The 17,645-nt window shown below is 52.7% G+C and carries 12 protein-coding genes and 3 pseudogenes; 8 read left to right on the plus strand and 7 right to left on the minus strand.

Annotated elements, in window-relative coordinates:
* A pseudogene (locus tag ACR0FE_RS21470) lies at positions 1-268 on the minus strand (hypothetical protein); the annotation flags it as partial.
* On the opposite strand from ACR0FE_RS21470, the pseudogene ACR0FE_RS21475 reads away from it, so the two are divergent.
* The 3 genes and pseudogenes from ACR0FE_RS21475 to ACR0FE_RS21485 form a co-directional block, all read left to right on the plus strand.
* Positions 222-742, plus strand: a pseudogene (locus ACR0FE_RS21475) (IS5 family transposase); the annotation flags it as partial. The pseudogenes ACR0FE_RS21470 and ACR0FE_RS21475 overlap by 47 nt on opposite strands.
* A gap of 518 nt (positions 743-1,260) precedes the next feature.
* A complete protein-coding gene (locus ACR0FE_RS21480; RefSeq protein WP_480915173.1) occupies positions 1,261-1,890 on the plus strand; it encodes a DUF502 domain-containing protein in 630 nt (209 codons plus the stop codon).
* 24 nt (positions 1,891-1,914) lie between these two features.
* Entirely contained in the window at positions 1,915-4,761 is a 2,847-nt protein-coding gene (locus tag ACR0FE_RS21485) for an AsmA family protein (protein WP_480915175.1), read from the plus strand.
* A 26-nt stretch (positions 4,762-4,787) separates the two neighbouring features.
* On the opposite strand, the gene ACR0FE_RS21490 is transcribed toward ACR0FE_RS21485, so the two are convergent.
* Positions 4,788-5,306, minus strand: a complete 519-nt coding sequence (locus ACR0FE_RS21490; RefSeq protein ID WP_480915177.1) for a hypothetical protein — start codon at positions 5,304-5,306, stop codon at positions 4,788-4,790.
* Between the two features lie 372 nt (positions 5,307-5,678).
* On the opposite strand from ACR0FE_RS21490, the pseudogene ACR0FE_RS21495 reads away from it, so the two are divergent.
* Positions 5,679-6,315 (plus strand): annotated as a pseudogene (locus ACR0FE_RS21495) (IS6 family transposase); the annotation flags it as partial.
* A gap of 302 nt (positions 6,316-6,617) precedes the next feature.
* Here ACR0FE_RS21495 and ACR0FE_RS21500 read toward each other — a convergent pair.
* Positions 6,618-6,932, minus strand: a complete 315-nt coding sequence (locus ACR0FE_RS21500; RefSeq protein ID WP_480491486.1) for a hypothetical protein — start codon at positions 6,930-6,932, stop codon at positions 6,618-6,620.
* A 407-nt stretch (positions 6,933-7,339) separates the two neighbouring features.
* Here ACR0FE_RS21500 and ACR0FE_RS21505 point away from each other — a divergent pair, with 407 nt between their 5' ends.
* Positions 7,340-8,311 carry an adenylate/guanylate cyclase domain-containing protein gene (locus ACR0FE_RS21505; RefSeq protein WP_321254686.1) on the plus strand — a complete coding sequence of 324 codons (972 nt, stop codon included), beginning with the start codon at positions 7,340-7,342 and terminating at the stop codon, positions 8,309-8,311.
* A gap of 401 nt (positions 8,312-8,712) precedes the next feature.
* On the opposite strand, the gene ACR0FE_RS21510 is transcribed toward ACR0FE_RS21505, so the two are convergent.
* Both ACR0FE_RS21510 and ACR0FE_RS21515 read right to left on the minus strand, forming a co-directional pair.
* Positions 8,713-9,822, minus strand: coding sequence for an HlyD family secretion protein (locus ACR0FE_RS21510; RefSeq protein ID WP_480915179.1), 1,110 nt, complete (start codon positions 9,820-9,822; stop codon positions 8,713-8,715).
* A gap of 337 nt (positions 9,823-10,159) precedes the next feature.
* Positions 10,160-10,624, minus strand: coding sequence for a GNAT family N-acetyltransferase (locus tag ACR0FE_RS21515; protein ID WP_480915180.1), 465 nt, complete (start codon positions 10,622-10,624; stop codon positions 10,160-10,162).
* A 650-nt stretch (positions 10,625-11,274) separates the two neighbouring features.
* Between ACR0FE_RS21515 and ACR0FE_RS21520 the strand changes: the two genes are divergently transcribed.
* The gene (locus ACR0FE_RS21520) at positions 11,275-12,906 is read left to right on the plus strand and encodes a bifunctional aspartate transaminase/aspartate 4-decarboxylase (protein WP_480915182.1); all 1,632 of its coding nucleotides are present in this window, start codon (positions 11,275-11,277) and stop codon (positions 12,904-12,906) included.
* A gap of 120 nt (positions 12,907-13,026) precedes the next feature.
* Here ACR0FE_RS21520 and aspT read toward each other — a convergent pair whose 3' ends face one another.
* Positions 13,027-14,727 carry an aspartate-alanine antiporter gene (aspT, locus tag ACR0FE_RS21525; RefSeq protein WP_480915183.1) on the minus strand — a complete coding sequence of 567 codons (1,701 nt, stop codon included), beginning with the start codon at positions 14,725-14,727 and terminating at the stop codon, positions 13,027-13,029.
* A gap of 561 nt (positions 14,728-15,288) precedes the next feature.
* On the minus strand, positions 15,289-16,170 hold the full coding sequence (locus ACR0FE_RS21530) for a LysR substrate-binding domain-containing protein (protein ID WP_480915185.1): 882 nt from the start codon (positions 16,168-16,170) through the stop codon (positions 15,289-15,291).
* Between the two features lie 109 nt (positions 16,171-16,279).
* Here ACR0FE_RS21530 and ACR0FE_RS21535 point away from each other — a divergent pair, with 109 nt between their 5' ends.
* Positions 16,280-17,029, plus strand: a complete 750-nt coding sequence (locus ACR0FE_RS21535; protein WP_480915186.1) for an SDR family oxidoreductase — start codon at positions 16,280-16,282, stop codon at positions 17,027-17,029.
* 18 nt (positions 17,030-17,047) lie between these two features.
* Positions 17,048-17,437, plus strand: coding sequence for an ectoine synthase (locus tag ACR0FE_RS21540; protein ID WP_480915188.1), 390 nt, complete (start codon positions 17,048-17,050; stop codon positions 17,435-17,437).
* Positions 17,438-17,645 lie beyond the last annotated feature (208 nt).

The raw sequence follows: 17,645 nt of genomic DNA on the forward strand, positions 1-17,645 counted from the left end.
TGACAAATGTGGCCACAGCGTCGGGCTGCATCAGACGTCGGCGCAGCAAATCCAACACAGCGTCTTCCAAGACGTTGCGGCGAATGGATTGGCCGTCCGGCCCGATACGCCGGACGACGTCGTAGCCATAGCTGCTGCCGCCACCGGAGCGTCCAAGCTCCACCCGCCCGCGCAGACCGCGCCGGGTTTTGTCGGCCAGATCTTTGAGGAACAGTTGGTTCATGGTCCCCTTGGCCGTTGAGCACGGCGAAGATAAGACCGTGATGATAGATGCGACCTACCTGAAGGCGCACCGCACAGCGACCAGTTTGGGCGTCAAAAGGGGGGCCTGATCGGTCGGACCAAGGGCGGCATGAAAACGAAGCTGCACGCTATCTGCGACAACAAGGGACGCCCACTCAACTTGTTTGTAACGACTGGGCAGGTCAGCGATTACATCGGCGCACGGGCATTGTTGAGCAGCCCGCCAGATGTCGAATGGCTGCTTGGGGATCGCGGATATGATGCCGATTGGTTCCGGGAAGCGTTGAAAGACAAAGGGATACGTGCGTGCATCCCAGGCCGGAAGCAGCGGAAGAAAGCGGTGAAGTACGACAAGCGTCGCTACAAATGTCGCAATCGGATCGAGATCATGTTCGGAAGGCTGAAAGATTGGCGGCGAGTGGCAACCCGATACGACAGGTGCCCAAGGGTCTTCCTCTCAGCCATCGCACTGGCGGCTACCGTCATCTATTGGCTATGAGTCCTGACCCTAGTCATCAGTTTTTCCAACTTCTATTTGATAACCCCGAGCCAATCGGGTGCATGTGCGGAAAAGCGAAAAACTGTAGAAATCAGTGACTGTGACACAGTAATCCGTATTCTGCGAACCGCCGTTTTTCAACTGTCGCTTTGTCCTACCGGCTGTCTCCGGGCATTGACACCTATACGATGACATATCGAAATCTACCATTGACACAGATCAATGAAAGCAATGCTCACCGCACCTAAGTTACGGCGCTAACTCCCAATACAAGACGTTGCACGCCAAGAACATGTAACTAGACGCTCGTTTCTGGCTCAGAGCTACTTTTGCAGCCCGAAATCGGCCACTCAAAAAATGCAAAAAACAGGGGACTAAGAAAATGGAATTTTTTAAGGGGGTCACTTGCTGATGCCGATCGGTGGTGGAATTGGCAGAGTGACGAACTGGTGGAAGCAGCCGGTCAAATCCGACGCTGAAATATATTTCAGTGTCGAGCGGCCAACCAACGTGCCCGAGTGGAAAGTTGGATTCCCGATACGATTTCTTTTCATAAAGAGTTAAGCATGCTTCGGACCACGCTGATAGGAGGTATTCTGTTCCTGATACCATTAGGTATTTTGGTTCTTATTCTGAGCAAAGTTTTTGAGTTGGCCCTTTTCCTTGTCGATCCAATTGCAGAGCTATTCCCAAAAGAAGACTACCTGGGTATTTCCATTGGTCTAATACTTGCCGTAATCCTGTTGCTCGTTGTTTGTTTCGTCGCTGGAATGATGGCGCGAAGCGCTATGCTGTCCGGTGTCTCTGCGCGCACCAACCAGCTTCTGGAAGCTATTATTCCAGGGTATCGAATGCTTCGAGCTCGTATTGCCGCAACTATTTCAGACAACAATGACATCGAAACCCCTAAAGTCATCACGGCGACAGTCGGCGGGCTTCGGCGGTACGGGCTTCTCATGCACGAATTCAAAGACAGCGATGAAGCCTTAGTGTTCTTGCCGGGCGCACCCAATACAGAGTCCGGTATCCTTGGGAAGTTGCCGATGTCAGAGATAGAGTTCGAGGACATGCCTGCGCACAAGATGGAACATGCGTTTCGGTTCTACGGGCGCGACCTGTATGAGACGGAGCAGACGTTAAAAAAGTGACCGCTGCAAATTGGAAACCTTTGCATGCCAAGATGGGTTAAGCGAACGACGTATTGGGTACTGGGCATTGCGCTCTCGTTAATTTCCTTTGCTTGGCTGGTACTCGCAGCTCCCTTTTTTTCTGATCTGCGGAAATCGGTTGTTCAGAACTTTCTATCTGCAGAAATCGGCCAAACTCTACTAATCGAGTCTGATGTCCGGGCCGTCATCGCGCGAACGACGTATCTTGCGGTGAGCGATGTTGTGATCCCGAGTGAACAGATCGACAACTTGAACCTCGCAGAGCTCGGGACGCTTGAGCTTGACCTGGATCTTCTAGGACTTGTTCGCGGCGATTTGAATTTTGACAATATCAGAATCAAAGATCTTCGTGTCAATTTGGTGCGGCAGCAAGATGGTACAACAAGTTGGTCCGACCAGCCTGACAATACTGAAGTTGATGCGCCGGAGGACGTAGATGTGCTTGATGTTGAGAACGACATCATTGCATTTTTAAGCGACAAGAATGCTGCGGTAAGCTCAATTGTCCTTGACGTCAAAAACCTGCGCTCTGGCTTCGAATTCCATTTTGACCTAAAGGCCTTAAGCCTGCAGCAAAAGCGCAATGGCGCTGTTGTTGTAGTTTCAAGCCATGGCACGATAAATAGCCATCCGTTCCAGATTGATGGCAACTATCGCCGCAGTGATGCATCTCTGACGTCCATAACGATGGGCGATCTCACGTTGCGCTTCGAAGGACACACCATTCCAAAAGAACAAGGGGGCGGGTATTCGGGAGATCTAACGCTAGATACCGGCGAAATTGGTGACCTTCTTGACATCCTTAAACTAGAAAGAACGCTGGAAGGGTTTGGACAGCTTTCGGCACATCTTGTGCGTCAAGGTACTGGGTTAGCCGTTCAGGATCTTCGCTCTGTTCTTGAGTTCGAGAACGGCACGGAGATAACTTTGGATGGATTTGCGGACGACCTTTTGGCGTCACGCGATTTTGACATCACGGTCGGTGGCCGACTTTTCCCCGAAGGCCAACAACCGCCCAGAGCGACAGAACTCAGCGACTTGGAGTTGACGAAGTTCACGGCCAATCTTTTGAGCAAAAAGGGGGCTATGGAAATCAAAGAGGTCCTTCTTGAAACCAACTACTCAAAGAGAGATTTCCGTGAAATCGGACCGACCACGGTTGGGCAGGTGCGACGGACAGAGAATGGCGGCCTCGCGCTCGAAAATGTACTAGCGCAGATCGGGCCACATGAAGCGCCTTTCGTATTGGTTAGAGGCGAAATCCTAGACCTTCTTCAATTCGAAAAGCTTGACTTCCAGGGATCAGTAAACGCTCCTGCGAAGCTTTTACTGCCTGAACTCCAAAATGATATGGATCAGGCCTTTGGTAGCCTGGTCGCAGATTTCGAAGTGTCCGACTCGATGGGTCAATTAAGCCTAACTAAACTGGAAGCATACTCCGAAAACACCAAGCTTTGGAACCTGCAGGCCAATGCCGCGGTCCGAACGGTACGAAGCATTGACGGTGTTGATTTTGAACTGAATCTGGACGTTCCGGATACAGTCGCTTTTCTATCTGCACTGCAACTTCAGAAAGTCGACGCCGGTCCACTAAGCTTGTCGGTGGCGGTTGAAGGCGTCGATTCCGGCCTAGAAACGCTTGTGGCCATTGGTACCGCTCAATCACGTTTGCAAACAAACCTGAGGACGACTTTTGATAAAGACCTACGGACCACGGTTCACGGAAGTATCCAAAGTGAACGGTTGAACTTGGAAGAATTGGGAAACGTCGTTGAGGCAGGTCTTCAGCTTGCCTCAATGGGTGCGGCTTCCGACGGCACAGAAGCATCAAGCGAGCGCAAGGTGCAGCCTTTGGTGCTGCACATACCAAAGGTGGAGCCGAAACCCGAAATAGAAACAAAACGTGATGACGGGCGTCTCGTTCAGAAATTGGTTTTAGACGCGAAAGACCGAGCCTCGCAAACGGATACAGTAGATGTGGGTCCTTCGGGTCGGATCGTCCAACCGCTGGTTCTCGAGGATGCACCTACCGACGGCGATCCGAAGGATCTGTTTGACCTGGAACGTATTGGGCGTGACCTTGACCTCGAAATCACGATCGAGATTGCCGAGATTGTCGGGCAAGCGGGTATTTCAAAGATCTCCAGCGGCATCATCTCGAAGGATGGCAAGGTTGATCTGGGCCCAATTGAGTTTGGGTATGGTGGCGGATTCTTCAAACTTGCTGCCGAAGTCGACTTCGTCGAGGCTCCGAATGTCGTACGCTTATACGGCGGAACAAGCGGGTGGGATATTGGCGCGATACTCCATGAAGTTGGGGCCGGTATCCCAGCACGAGGCAAGCTTCGGGCGGATTTCGATCTGACTGGCGATAACAAATCAGCACAGGGCTTTGTCGATTCAATGTCCGGAGCGGTTACGATCTCGATGGTGGATGGCGCGATCGCGACGAGTCTGCTTGACCTGGCGGGACTGGGCCTCTTCCCGTGGCTATTTTCTAAAGAACTACAACAAGGGTACACGAGCATAGTTTGTTTAGTCGCCCCGCTGCGCATAGACGCCGGCAAAGTATCTTCGAATGCGATCGTAGTCGAAACCAAGAGTGTTCAGTTGGTGGCAGCGGGTTCTGCCGATTGGAAGAACGATCGGGTTGCGATAAGCGCCGAACCCAGACCGGTTGGTCGTCCTTTGGCCCGGAGCGCCTGGCCCTTCGAGGTGACCGGGCGACTTTCCAACCCAGACTTCAAGATCGGGGGAAGGTCGAACCAAAAAAACGGAAAAAAGGCCCGAAGAGAAGAAAAAGGCCCGATTGCCGCCCGAACACCCTGCAAGCCTGATATCCAACAGTAGCCGCTTAGTTCGTTCCTGCTATGTGACTATTGTGCTGACGATTGCTCCGCATCGCAAGTCCGCGCGGCATTGATAGCTTTGGCAGTGCCGTTGAGTTTGAAGGCTAGCGCATTTTCTCCGTCACCCTTGATCGACACTTCGTCTCGTTTCCCGAACTCTTTTATAAACTCGGGATTATTGAAGAATGCGTACCCGCCGTGAAGGTCACCCTTGATCACCCCGACATATTCGCCCTCAAAAAGCGACTTAACAAAGTCAAATTGGATGGTGCCGGCGACCCCATCTTCGATATCTATCCATTCAGCGTGGTAAGCGGCAAAGAAGCCGCCTTCTCGATCTGGCACGAAACCAACCCGGACGAGTGTTCCGTCTTCCAGCGTACTTTCAATGTAACACCCATTGCCAACCGAAGGATCAATTTTGATTACCCAGCCGCCGCTCTTCCCCCATTCGCTGTGTAAATCTATGTCTTGGTTGGACTGAGCACTCGCAATGAAAGCGGACGTTGATATCATAGCGACGGCACAGAAAGCTTGCTTTAACATGCCTATGCTCCCTGTCTTTCATTTCGGGGTCAATACTGCAGCTCCAATACCGATTCGGCCAACAGCAAAAACCAAGACTCTGCAGATGCGTAAACTAGCTCCGAGTTTCGTCTGCAGACGCAATTTCATCGCAATTCATCGAACGAAGAACCGTCGCTTCGCGGTTTTCGGGGCGTTTACGTTTCCTCCCCCAGTTGCACAATCAGTCAGTTTTCGCTGATATGAAGTACAGAGGATGTCTGCTCTGAGAAGGGTCTTGTCAGAAGAACTTTGCTTGAGCGGGGCAGGGCGGTTGCATAGCTTTTGCCCATGACCAGACCTGTCTCCTTCAAGTAGTTCAAAACCAGCCCTGAGATTATCCGCCTGGCGGTGATGCTGTATATTCGGTTTCCGCTTTCGCTTAGGAATGTCGAAGATGCTCCTGCATGAGCGTGGGATCGATGTCAGCCACGAAACCGTCCGCTACTGGTGGAACAGGTTCGGCCCAATGTTTGCTTCTGAGATTAGACGCAAACGGGTCCAGCAACTTCGTGCATTCTCGAAATGCAAGTGGCACGTGGACGAGGTTTTTGTGAAGATGAATGCCAAGCGACATTATCTTTGGCGGGCTGTGGATCACGAAGGCGAGGTGCTCGAAGCCGTCGTCACGAAACGTTGAAACAAAGCTGCAGCACTGAAATTTCTCAAGAAATTAATAAAGCGCTATGGCTGCGCCGAAGAAATCGTCACCGACCGTTTCGCATCTTACATAGCAGCGCTCAGAGAATTGGGTGCGCTGGACAAACAAACGACGGGCAGGTGGCTGAACAACCGTGTTGAGAACTCACACCTACTGTTTCGACGAAGAGAACGCGCCATGCAACGTGTCCGGCGCATGCAAAGTTTGCAGAAATTCGCCGCCGTCCATTCCTCTGTTTATAACCACTTCAACCAGGAAAGATATCTCACCAGCCCAAACACCTTCAAGCTGACACGATCCGCCGCTCTTGCCGAGTGGCGCGAACTTGGTGCGGGACAAAAGACAGCGTCGCTGGCCTATCAGAGACTGGTTCGAATTCGTCTGACGGCACCCAGGAAGTTATTTCGACTGAGCTCGAAGGTTTGCTAGGTTCAGGACACATTATCGAACCCAAATTAATAGAGATCTCCCGACTGCTTTGGGCTCAACGCGGACATCGTAGTCATTTGGTCAGATATCCGCTTATGGACGGATGGCAGACCTAAACTTGCGAAACGTGAATGTCTGCTATGCGAACTATAGGGGCGCTCAAAGAGGTCGCTGAGCAGCAAGATCGTTGTGAAATCGAAGGGCTAAGTCCAGGCGACAGCTGTTCCAACAAGAACTAGTGCCATCCCGGCAGCTTCTTTGACTGAGTACACCTCTTCGAAGAAAAAATGAGAGACTACACCTAAAATTATGACTTCAGCTCCCATTACAGCCACGTAAATCAGCCCCAGTTTTTCACGCCCCAGAGCAGCAACTTCGAATGCGCCAGCTGTCAGTAAGGCAACAGCGATTATGGTTGCCACGCCCAGGCTGGGTAGTGTCCACCATGACTTCATGGCGACCATAGCAATACAATAAAAAAGAGCAGATAGCAGTGCGAGTGCAGCAACCATGTTCATGATTAAATCTCCCTCGATACTAACAAAATATCAGAATGAAACTCATTGAGATGTGACCTAATTCACAATGCAAATTTCAAATTTGCAGGAGTCAAAACTACAGATATTGTCAGCAGCCTAATAGGACGTTTCGTGCTCGGTTTGGTCATTCGCCGAAACTTCGCTAGCGACAGCGATGCGGACAAAGCTGAAACTCGAAGCAAGCCCTAAGTGCGCCGGCGAGACGGAGCTTCAACAACTCTGTCTCAGGTCTGCATGGTCCAAGGTGTGCTTGACGCCTCTACCATCTTCTTCCTTGATTACATGCTTGTGCGTGGGCAGCATAAAGGTGGTAGAGTTCAGTACGGCTAATTCCAGATCGACGAATTTACTTTGCGCTTGTTTCGCCTGTGTTGGGAGTATCAGTTGTGGTCAAGGCTTCTCCTGAGATACTTGCTGTTACAGAACGCTGGTTTGAGGCGATTAGGACCCTAAATACGCACGTTTTGAAGGACTACCTTTCCGACTCGGTCGATCTGCGCTTCATTGGAACTGGCGAGAATGAGTTTTGGAAAGGTCAGGTTGTCCGCGATGGAGTCGGCGAATTCATCGGCGAAATGCCAGAGCCGGATGTGTGGGAAGTTCTCGAAGCCGAAGCCTTCGAGAACGGAGAGACGGGCTGGTCTGCTTTTCTACATCGGGTTGGGTTTCCCGGGCTTCGAGATGATTACATCGTCCGCACGGTGCTGGTATTCGTCTTAGAGGGTGCGTCATGGAGGATCATTAATCGTCACGCCTCTCTTCCCTACCCAAACATAGATTTTGTAGGTAGCGAACAGTTGGCCATTCAAACTCTTGTGAAAGCTGCGCTCGAAGAAGGTCCGGAATTGCTTCAGGCAGAAGGTTTGGCCTCGGTGCTGTTTACTGATGTCGAAGGCAGTACGATGCTCGCGGCGGCCATGGGAGATCAGGGTTGGTCGGCGTTGATAGATCAGCATTTTCAGACTGTTGAGAGTATCGTCGCAACACATCGGGGGCAATTCGTGAAGTCGCTGGGAGACGGGACATTGTCCAGTTTCCAATCAGCGACTGAAGCGCTTCTGGCGGCGATCAAAATACAGGAAGCCGTGGCTTTGAGCGATGTGGAACCGCGCTTGGGCCTACGAGTTGGCATTCATACCGGCGACGTTGTTTTGGCGCGTGGCGACTTCTTCGGAACCGTGGTCAACAAAGCGGCTCGCATAACTTCATCGGCCAATCCGGGTGAAATTCTTGTGTCGGATGTGACGAGAGCCATAGTTGGGGGAAATCACGAGTTCGAATTTGCGGCCGTACGATCTTTGGTCCTCAAAGGACTTCCAGATGATCACACAGTCTACCGTTTGCAATGGAGGCGATAGCTGCTCGCTGGGTATGACCTCGAAGATCAGCCCCGCCCCCGGGGGATAATTCAATCAAATTGCTCTTTTCGCGGAATGCCCTTGCAAAGTGAACACACCCACTCCGCAGTTCCATCAATTGGCCTGCCCTTGCTCTTTAAATCACGGTGGGAAACAACCTGCTGATCGCGGCAAAATGGACAGGTAGCAAGGGCAAATAAATCCGGAATATGGGTGACTTTCTTAGGTACGGGGTTGCAAACCATTTGGCACTCAACATTGAATTATACCCTGTTGGCTATCACATATCGCCGTTTTCTCCACGTCTGCTTTGGGCTCCGAGCGGACGCTCGACAAATTTGACTGATCGTCTGCTCTGCGGACAATGCTGCCATTCGTTGCAGCATGGCACCCATTAACGGTCACAAATAATTCAGCTGTTTAGTTACCCAGAATAGGATTTCGGCAAGAATCCCGATTGCACCTGCTTTTTCAGTCATTACCAATGCTGTTCCAGATGTACCAAAAGGTAGATCTTCGAAATCGGAACTGTCAGATAACTCGATCAGCACCGGATAACTAGAAATACCGGCTAGCTCTCGTATTGAAGGAAGGCCTGAACGCAGATCCAGTGTCCCCTCTGCGGATCCGACCGGCAAAGCAACAATGGTGCCAGAGAGCTCCGTGCCCGGCTGCGTACGCAGTGCCAACCTGATTTCGTCTCCGATATTCACATTGTCACGACTGGATTGCGGGAGGGAGGCTACAATGGCGAAATCCAATGGGTCAATAAAGGTTATCGCACCTTGAAAAGTGGTGGCGCGGTTTCCAGGCCGTAGTGTTACAGCAGAAACAACGCCATTTCCGGGTGAATGAACCTCTGTCTCTTCAAGACTCCATCTGGCCTGCTCGAGCGCCATTTCAGCTTCCACAACTGCGGCGTCTCGGCCGTCAATCGTAGCGGAAATTCGACGCTCCAGCCCCTTCTTGCGCGCTTCAGCTGCTCGGATATTCGCGGTCAATTGATCAATCGTAGCAACGGCTTCTTGGAGTTGAAAGGTTGTAGATGCGCCTCGCTCTTCCAATTGGATGATGTCGTCGCGCCTCTGCTGCCCAAAGAGAAGCTGGGCATTCAAAGACTCGATTTCTGCCTCGGCTGCAGCGAGATCAGTCAGCAACTGGTCAGCCGAAGACTTAGCCGTTTCAAGAGAGGCCTCGAGACGTGACACCTCAGCAGCAAAAACCTCAGGATCAATTTTGAATAGTAGATCACCTTCGCTAACCGATTGATTGGCCTCGACAGCCACCTCGACAACAGTTCCGGATACGTTAGGTGCAATGTTTGTCTCAATCCCTTGAACTGAAACTGGACCAGTGGGTGTCGTGTGATTGAGAGCTCCTATTACGACAAGAGCAATCACTGCTGCGCCAGAGTAGACAACCGTTTTCCAAAACCCGTTCCACGGGAGCCATTGGAGTTTAGAAAACACCAACCAAATCAAGCCGAAGTAAAGACTTAAGACGATGAGCATCAGTTAACCTCCGAAACCATGCCGGTCCAATATAGCATTAAGGAAGCGACAAAAATCTAGGGATAGGCCGTAGCACGCTCGCAATACTATGCGATTTTCCAATGCCCACAGTCAGCTCGTCGTCCATACAGGTTAAGAATTTTGAAAATCCGCTTTGGGCTCAAACCAGTCATCTGGCGCTTTCTGAGGGGCCTTCGGGCCTCCAAGGTCGGTTTGGCGGGACAAAGCGACCCTCGGCCTTGCGGAAACGAAGGTCTGCTCCGATCTGAGGCGTTATCGGACGGTCGCAACACACATCGGCAAACATCACTGCCGTTGTGTCGTGGCGCAAGGTATTTCACGGGCGCACGTTAAGAGGCTTTCTCATCAAGACGAATGGTCCTTCCGGGTATGATTGCAATTCCACAAATTCATAGCCAAGAGCCGCGTAAAACTCCCGCGCTGTTAGTGAGGAATGAAGCATCATTTCCGGGATTGCTCTCTGTCGCGCTTCTTCTTCAATTCTTGCAGTCAGCACTTTGCCTAGCCCTTGCCCCTGAAATGCAGGGTCCACGAACAATGATCGCAGATAGTCACCTTTCAGCCCCACCGTTCCAACAAGATTGGCACCCGCGAAACACAAGAAAATAGCCTCATTTTTGATTCTTTCGGTGAGCGGCTCCCGTTCAAAAATCGCGCACAGCATATCAATTGATCTTTGATCATAGTCCTTGGCATTTGAAACGCGGATTGTGCGCTGGATCAGCCCGCTAAGCGGAACCACATCGGCAACCGTAGCCTTTCGGAATTTGAGCGACTTCATCACACCAACCCTATTCCGGGACATGCGACATCGACAAGCTGACAATGATGGCGAAATGGCAGACGTCTTTGGACAGCTCTTTGTCTTTCACAAAGGGGGTGGATTCATAATCTTCATGATGTGTCCTGCCGGCTATCGGATCAGAGGGCGCTATCACGATTGTAGACGTTCGTACGCAGCGCAGCATTTGTCACATTGGGCTCAGTGCGGACCTTGAAACGGGTTTCTTGATTGTCACTTTTTCGTCCAAAGCGGCCATTATTTTAAACAGACAGGGAATGCGTAGAGATGGCTTTTTAGATTAATAGTTCCGTTAACGTTCGGTATAGGCCAAATCCTGCTCCCGCAACCAGCGTCGGAAAATCCCAGATCAGCCCGTTCAGACTACAATTGATCCACTGGATCAATCGCTTAACGTCGTCACCTCGTCAGGGCCATAACCTGAAGGTCAGAGGCTCAAATCCTACTCCCGCAGCCACTTCTAAAGAACAAGCCGCCAAAGGGCAGCATTGATCGTTCCGAGCCAGACCAATCATCGCCGTCAACGTGTTCTTCAGTAGTGCTCCTCACAGTATTGTTTACACAGGCACAGTTCATTGCGTACGATCCGGTCGAATATTTCCGACTTTATAAACAAAGGGTTTGATGCCATGCCAGAAACGCTGGACCTGCATAAGTACGAAAATCTAAGTCCTTTCCAAATCAAAGACGAACTCATCAAGCTGGCACAGAAAGAGTCGCGCCAGATGGCTCTTCCCTATCTGAATGCGGGACGTGGCAACCCCAACTGGATCGCAACACAGGCACGCGAGGCGTTTTTTCTTCTTGGTCAATTCGCGATGACCGAAGCGCGGCGCCATCGCAATGAACAGCAGGTCGGTTTGGCCGGAATGCCGCAGGGGGATGGATGCTATGACCGGCTCAAGACGTATTGTGCGGATTCGATAGATAAGAATGGCCCTCCGGGTGCTGACACTCTGGTTGATGTGGTGGACTTCGCGATTGAGAAGTTCGGCTTTGCCCCAGACGATTTTGTTTTGGAATTGACCGACGGCATTGTCGGTGACCACTACCCGATGCCTGACCGGTGCATGCAGCACAACGAGGCGATTGTCCATGAATACGTGATGTGGGCGATGTGCGCTGGTCACCGACCCGACGCGAAATTCGACATTTACGCGGTCGAGGGCGGCACGGCTGCGATGTGTTACATCTTCAAGGCGCTCAAGAACCAGCGTCTGCTGAATGCGGGTGACACCATCGCATTGAGCACGCCGATATTCACGCCTTATCTGGAAATGCCGGTGCTCGAGGATTATGGGCTGAATGTCGTGGATGTGTCCTCGTCCGAGAAAGATCATTTCCAGCTGACTGATGACGACCTCGAGCAACTGGCCGATCCGAAGGTCAAGGCTCTGTTTCTGGTCAATCCGGGCAACCCGTCTTCGGTCGCGATCAGTTCCGAGGTCATGGCCCGCTTGGTCGAATTCGTCAAAACCCGTCGCCCGGATCTGATCATCCTTACGGATGACGTCTATGGTACTTTCGTTCCGAACTTCCAGTCGGTGATGGGGCATCTGCCCGAGAACACGATCGGGGTCTATTCCTTTTCAAAGTACTTCGGCTGCACCGGTTGGCGTCTTGGCGCAATCCTGGTGGCCGAAAACAACATCTTCGACAGGATGATTGCCGAGGCGCCGGCCGAGACAAAGGCCGTGGTCAACGCGCGGTATGAGTCGCTGACCCCGGATCCTTCGTCCTTCAAGTTTATCGACCGCATTGTGGCCGACAGCCGCGATGTGGCACTGAACCACACGGCGGGGCTGTCATTGCCACAGCAAGTGATGATGACACTGTTCTCGCTGGTCGAGCTGATGGATGAACAGAAAGGCTATCAGAAATTCTGCTGGGGTATCTTGAAACACCGCTTTGATGAGTTGGTCGAAGGCTTGGGCATTGAAGTGCCCGACAACCCGTTGTTCGACAAATACTACGGCATCATCGATTTCGAGTTCTGGCTTCGGAAATACGTGGGCGAAGAGGTGGTTGCCTGGATCAAAGACAACGTCCACCCCCTCGATATTTCCTTCAAGCTGGCACAGGATCACGGGATTGTTCTGCTGAACGGATCGGGTTTTGATGCCCCCAACTGGTCGGCGCGGGTGTCCTTTGCCAACCTGGACGACAGCGCGTATCGGCAGATTGGTCGCGCGGTCCGGGCCGTGGCCGTTGGGTATGTGCAAGCTTACCGCGCGTCGAAAGGGTTGCCGTTACACGGCTAGGTGCGGGCGCAAGAAGCTGAGCGGGCAAAGCTTTGGCCATCTCCCTGCCTGACGATACTTTGCAGCCTAGCCATCACCTATGGGCCGCTGCGCTTGGGGGCCGTGTTCCTAAGGATCGGCTTAAGGAACAAATGCCACGACCAGCGGTCCCCAGAGGGTCAGGAAGATGTTTGCCACGGCGTAGGTCATTGTAAAGGCGGGCGTTGGGGTCGCATTGCCCGTCTTTTCAAGCAGCGTTGCAAAACCCGGGTTGCCGGATCGTGAGCCGGTTACAACGGCGCAGGCCTCGACCGGGTTCTTGATGCGCAGGACAAAATAGTTGATCGGGAATTGTACGATTATCGGCATCAACGTCACCAGGATTCCCAGAAGCAGGAGGGTGATGCCGTATTCCTGAATCGCTTGCAGCGCAGGTTGCCCGGCATTCAGGCCGACGACACCCACGAAAACGGCCAATCCGAAACTTTGAAGGAAATTCGCCGCACCCCGATTAATGCCGCCAATCTTGGGTCGTCTGATGCGCAAATAGCCGATGATCAGCCCCGTTACGAGGCATCCTAGCCCCGAGCCCAGTGCCACTTTGGTACCTGCGATGCTAAAGCTGATCTCGCCGATCAGATAACCGATCGCCACACCGATCCCCAACGCCACGAAATTCGTGACCGAGGCCGACGGAGGCACATAGCCCGCAAGCTTCGAAACCCGATTCAGATCGTCCTTATGGCCGACGATGCTGATCTCGTCACCCGCATGGATTTCGGTGTTTTGCAGAACCGGTATGTCATGGCCCATTCGGGTGATTTTCGAGATATGGACACCGCGCCGCTGATCCGCTGTAAGCGCCGCGCGCAGTTCGGCAAGGGTTTTGCCGGTCAGTTTGCGGTTGGTGACCACAACGTTGCGACGCTCTTCCACAACTGTCAGTTCCGGCGGATACTCACCGATTTCACCACTGACAGTGCCTTCGAATTGAGTGAGAGTTGCGACAAGGCCTGAGACAACGATGACGTCCCCGGCATTGACCGACGTCTCCGGTGTTGGATCGACGGGAGCACCGTTTTGCAGCAACCGTTCGACCACTAGATCGCCCTGGTAACCGCTCTCAATGTCCTTAACCGGTTTTCCAACAATGGCTGCATCGGCGTTCACCTGATATGCCCGGGCTTCAAAGCGGTTCATTGGAAGGAACTCGCCTTCTTCCAGCTTGTGACCACCACCGCTGAGTTTCTGAGCCAGTTTGATCGCCTCTTGTCGTAGGTCAACGCGCATTATGATCGGGATGACACTGACGGCCAGAATCGGACCGATTGAGCCAAAGATATAGGTAACCGAGTAACCGACAGCGATGTTTGTCTTTAGCTTTTCGGCCTCATCCGACGTCAGACCCAGCAGATCGATAGCGTTTCCTGCGGTTCCGATAATGGCCGATTGTGTCAGACCGCCAGCCGCCAGACCCGCAGCCAGTCCTTTGTCCAGTCCCGCCAGTCTGGCCACGACGACAACAAAGAACAATCCCCACAAGGTCATCATAAAGGCGGCCAAAAGCTTGGTCAGCGCCGTGCGGTTCAATGCTGCGAAAAACTGAGGGCCACCGTTGTAGCCCACCATGAAGATAAACAATGAAAAAAAGACGTTCTGAACATCCGCGCTCAGGTTTATGCCGCCAATCTGACCGACAAATACGGCCACAAGCAAAGTACCCGCGATGCCGCCCAGCTCAAACTTGCCGACCCGGAATTTCCCGACTCCGTAGCCCAGGCCCAGACACAAAAAAAGCGCCATTATTGGAAAGGCGCGTAGTTGTTCAGTGATCAATTCCATTATCAAACCCCTGGGCTTCTATACTGCTCGAGCCGGCATTGTTCATGACGTCTCAGCACCTTGAAAAGACAATAGATTTAAACTCATGCCGCTATGTCGCTGACAGGTAAGCATCGAGAGTGAGTTCTGTCAAATTCGGACATATCGGCAAAACCGAATGCGTGTTCGCAGCCTCTCGTACGGAACTCTGCGCCAAACGAGCCACTTCAGGACGGATTTGTTCATTTCCAGCCAGTTTATTGTCACTGTCGGTCCGCCCCCACTTGATCTGCACGCCGTCCCTCACTTGCCGGACCAAGATACGTTCGACCAGACCCGGGACGAGGTCCGGCGATCCGGAGCGGATCGACCGATCCGATATTTGCTTTAGAAGTGATCATTCGCGTTGCAGAGTTTCTGTCTCTCGTCCCGCGAAAGTTTTGGCCGCGTTTGGTTGTTATCAACAAAGCCAGCATCCTTTAGAAAACGCCTTGCGGCTGCGGCGCGAAAGCTTGGTGCGAGAAGTCTTGGTGATGAAATTTCGGCTGCCACTCAGAATACCCGGTCCACTTAGTTTTTTGGTCACGGCGGCGAGCCGATCTCAGTGAGCCACGAGCGTAGCGCACTGATGGGAGGGGACTGTTGGTCGCCGTCCCGGCAAACGAAGCACAGGGCGTTCTCGTCTTCAACGCTGACATCACTGAGGTAGACCAGCCGTCCTGCCGCCAGGTTATCAGCGACCAGAATCTGGCGCACAAGGATGGCACCCTGCCCATCGATGGCAGCCGCAATCAAAACGGCAGAATTTGGGAAAGCCGAACTTTTCGCTTGAACATCCGGGTGGCGTATTCCGGCCTGTGTCGCCCATTTGTCCCAGTGTGGATGAAACTGATCATGCAAAAGTGGAAGCTGAATTATGGTGTCAGCGGCAACCGGACCTTCCGCCACCAAGGAAGGCGCGGCAACAACGACGAGGCGTTCCTTCCAAAGGCGCTCGCAGTAAAGCCCACTCGACGGATAGCCGCCGTACCGCAGGGCCACATCGACCTCGCTGTCAAAGAAATCGGTGATTTGATCATCGGTATCCAGACGAATGGAGATGCCGGGGTGGCGCTTGCGGAACTCCGGAAGCCTCGGCACAAGCCATTTGATCGCCAGGGAAGACGAAAGCGATACCGTGAGCGAGCGCCGTGTTTTCGCGCGCTTAATCGCTCCAATCCCTTGTTGCAACGTTGCGAATGAGTCCTGTGTCGCCAGATGCAGACGTGACCCTGCATCAGTGAGTTCGACACCACCCGGCAGTCTTCGCAGCAACCTAACATCCAGGTATTGCTCAAGTTGCTTGATCTGGCGGCTTACCGCGCCATGCGTCACGCCAAGGTCATCGGCTGCTTTGCTGATGTTCAAGCGTGATGCGGCTGCGTCGAAGGCTTGTAATGCTCGAAGATGTCTGATGATCGTCATGACTGTGATTTTATCTCACATCTATGTGTCGTAAAGTCGTTTTATTATAGGCTAGATTCCGCATATCTTAGTCAGCACAAGGCAAAATATTCATGGCGGAGAAAGTGAGATGACTGGTGTCAGAGTGGCCCTGATGACCGGAACTGGCCAGGGCATTGGAAAAGGGTGCGCCGTCGAGATGGCGAAAGCGGGCTACAAGGTCTCGCTGATGTCCCCATCGACGCGATCCAAAGCCTTGGCAGAGGAATTGGGCGGGATTGGACGCCAGGGTTCGGTCCTCGACACCGATGATCTGCAAGCGATGGTGGACGCCACACTCGATAAGTACGGAAGGATCGATGCCGTCGTCAGTAACATGGGCCATGGTGGCGGCGTACCAGAGGCAATCAAGACGGTTGGCTTTGATCCGGACTTCGACGGGCCGTTGCTGGAATTGCCGGATGAGCTATGGCACGAAAGTCTCGACATGTATGTTCTGAACGTGGTCAAGCTAGCGCGCATTGTGACCCCGATCATGATTGAACAAGGCGGCGGTTCATTCGTGAACATATCGTCCATGAACACGGTTGAACCGCGCGCGCCCTACCCGATGAGCATGCTGCGCGGTGCGCTGCATAGTTTCGCCAAGCTGTTCGGAGATCGGTATGCCCGCCACAACATCAACATGAACAACCTGATGCCCGGTTTTTGCGAGAACGTGAATCTGTCCGATATTGCAAGACGGTCCATCCCCGCGCAACGCCCGGCAACATTCGCCGAGATCGGCCAAGCCTGTGTCTTCCTTGCCTCGGAAGGAGCGCGTTACATTAACGGGCAGAACATCCTGTCGGATGGAGGGATGAACCGTGCGGTTCGATGACTTTGGGAAGGTAAAGGCATGATCGTAAGATCGCTCGAAGGTATTGTCGGGACAGAGCGGGATATTACCGGCCCGGGATGGAACAGCAGACGGCTTTTGCTCGCGTCCGATGGCATGGGATTTTCGATGACCGATACAATCATCGAAAAGGATGCGGTCCTCGAGCTTGAATACACCCATCACCTGGAAGCCTGCTACTGTATCGAAGGCAGAGGTCAGATCAGGCGATTTGGCGAAGCGAAATGGTACGCACTGGAACCTTTCACGCTATACGCTTTGGATCAAAACGACAGACACCTGGTACAAGCTCTGGACGGTCACCTCCGGCTCGTCTGCGTCTTCAACCCGCCCCTCACCGGGAGGGAGGTTCATCGCGAGGACGGAAGCTATGCGCCAATTGAATCCTGACGCGCACAGTGAGTTATTTCCAAGTTTCCAAGCTCGGGGAAAGGGCGCATTGCCAATAGTCCATTCCGGGGTCATTGCGACCATCAACCGAAGCATTGTGAGAGCCCGCTTCGCGGACACGGCAGTCATCCAATTCTATAGATCAGTTGTCCTGATTAGGATTAAACTCTTCGTTGACAGCTATTGGACTTGGTCACCAACCCTAATA

The sequence above is a fragment of the Ruegeria sp. K7 genome, from assembly GCF_056531785.1.

What these genes read in the sequence shown, in the direction of transcription:
- ACR0FE_RS21510 (WP_480915179.1), bottom strand. Translation starts at nt 9,822, where the DNA reads ATGCTCATCGTCTTAAGTCTTTACTTCGGCTTGATTTGGTTGGTGTTT.
- ACR0FE_RS21515 (WP_480915180.1), bottom strand. Translation starts at nt 10,624, where the DNA reads ATGAAGTCGCTCAAATTCCGAAAGGCTACGGTTGCCGATGTGGTTCCG.
- ACR0FE_RS21485 (WP_480915175.1), top strand. Translation starts at nt 1,915, where the DNA reads ATGCCAAGATGGGTTAAGCGAACGACGTATTGGGTACTGGGCATTGCG.
- ACR0FE_RS21530 (WP_480915185.1), bottom strand. Translation starts at nt 16,170, where the DNA reads ATGACGATCATCAGACATCTTCGAGCATTACAAGCCTTCGACGCAGCC.
- ACR0FE_RS21490 (WP_480915177.1), bottom strand. Translation starts at nt 5,306, where the DNA reads ATGTTAAAGCAAGCTTTCTGTGCCGTCGCTATGATATCAACGTCCGCT.
- ACR0FE_RS21535 (WP_480915186.1), top strand. Translation starts at nt 16,280, where the DNA reads ATGACTGGTGTCAGAGTGGCCCTGATGACCGGAACTGGCCAGGGCATT.
- aspT (WP_480915183.1), bottom strand. Translation starts at nt 14,727, where the DNA reads ATGGAATTGATCACTGAACAACTACGCGCCTTTCCAATAATGGCGCTT.
- ACR0FE_RS21540 (WP_480915188.1), top strand. Translation starts at nt 17,048, where the DNA reads ATGATCGTAAGATCGCTCGAAGGTATTGTCGGGACAGAGCGGGATATT.
- ACR0FE_RS21500 (WP_480491486.1), bottom strand. Translation starts at nt 6,932, where the DNA reads ATGAACATGGTTGCTGCACTCGCACTGCTATCTGCTCTTTTTTATTGT.
- ACR0FE_RS21520 (WP_480915182.1), top strand. Translation starts at nt 11,275, where the DNA reads ATGCCAGAAACGCTGGACCTGCATAAGTACGAAAATCTAAGTCCTTTC.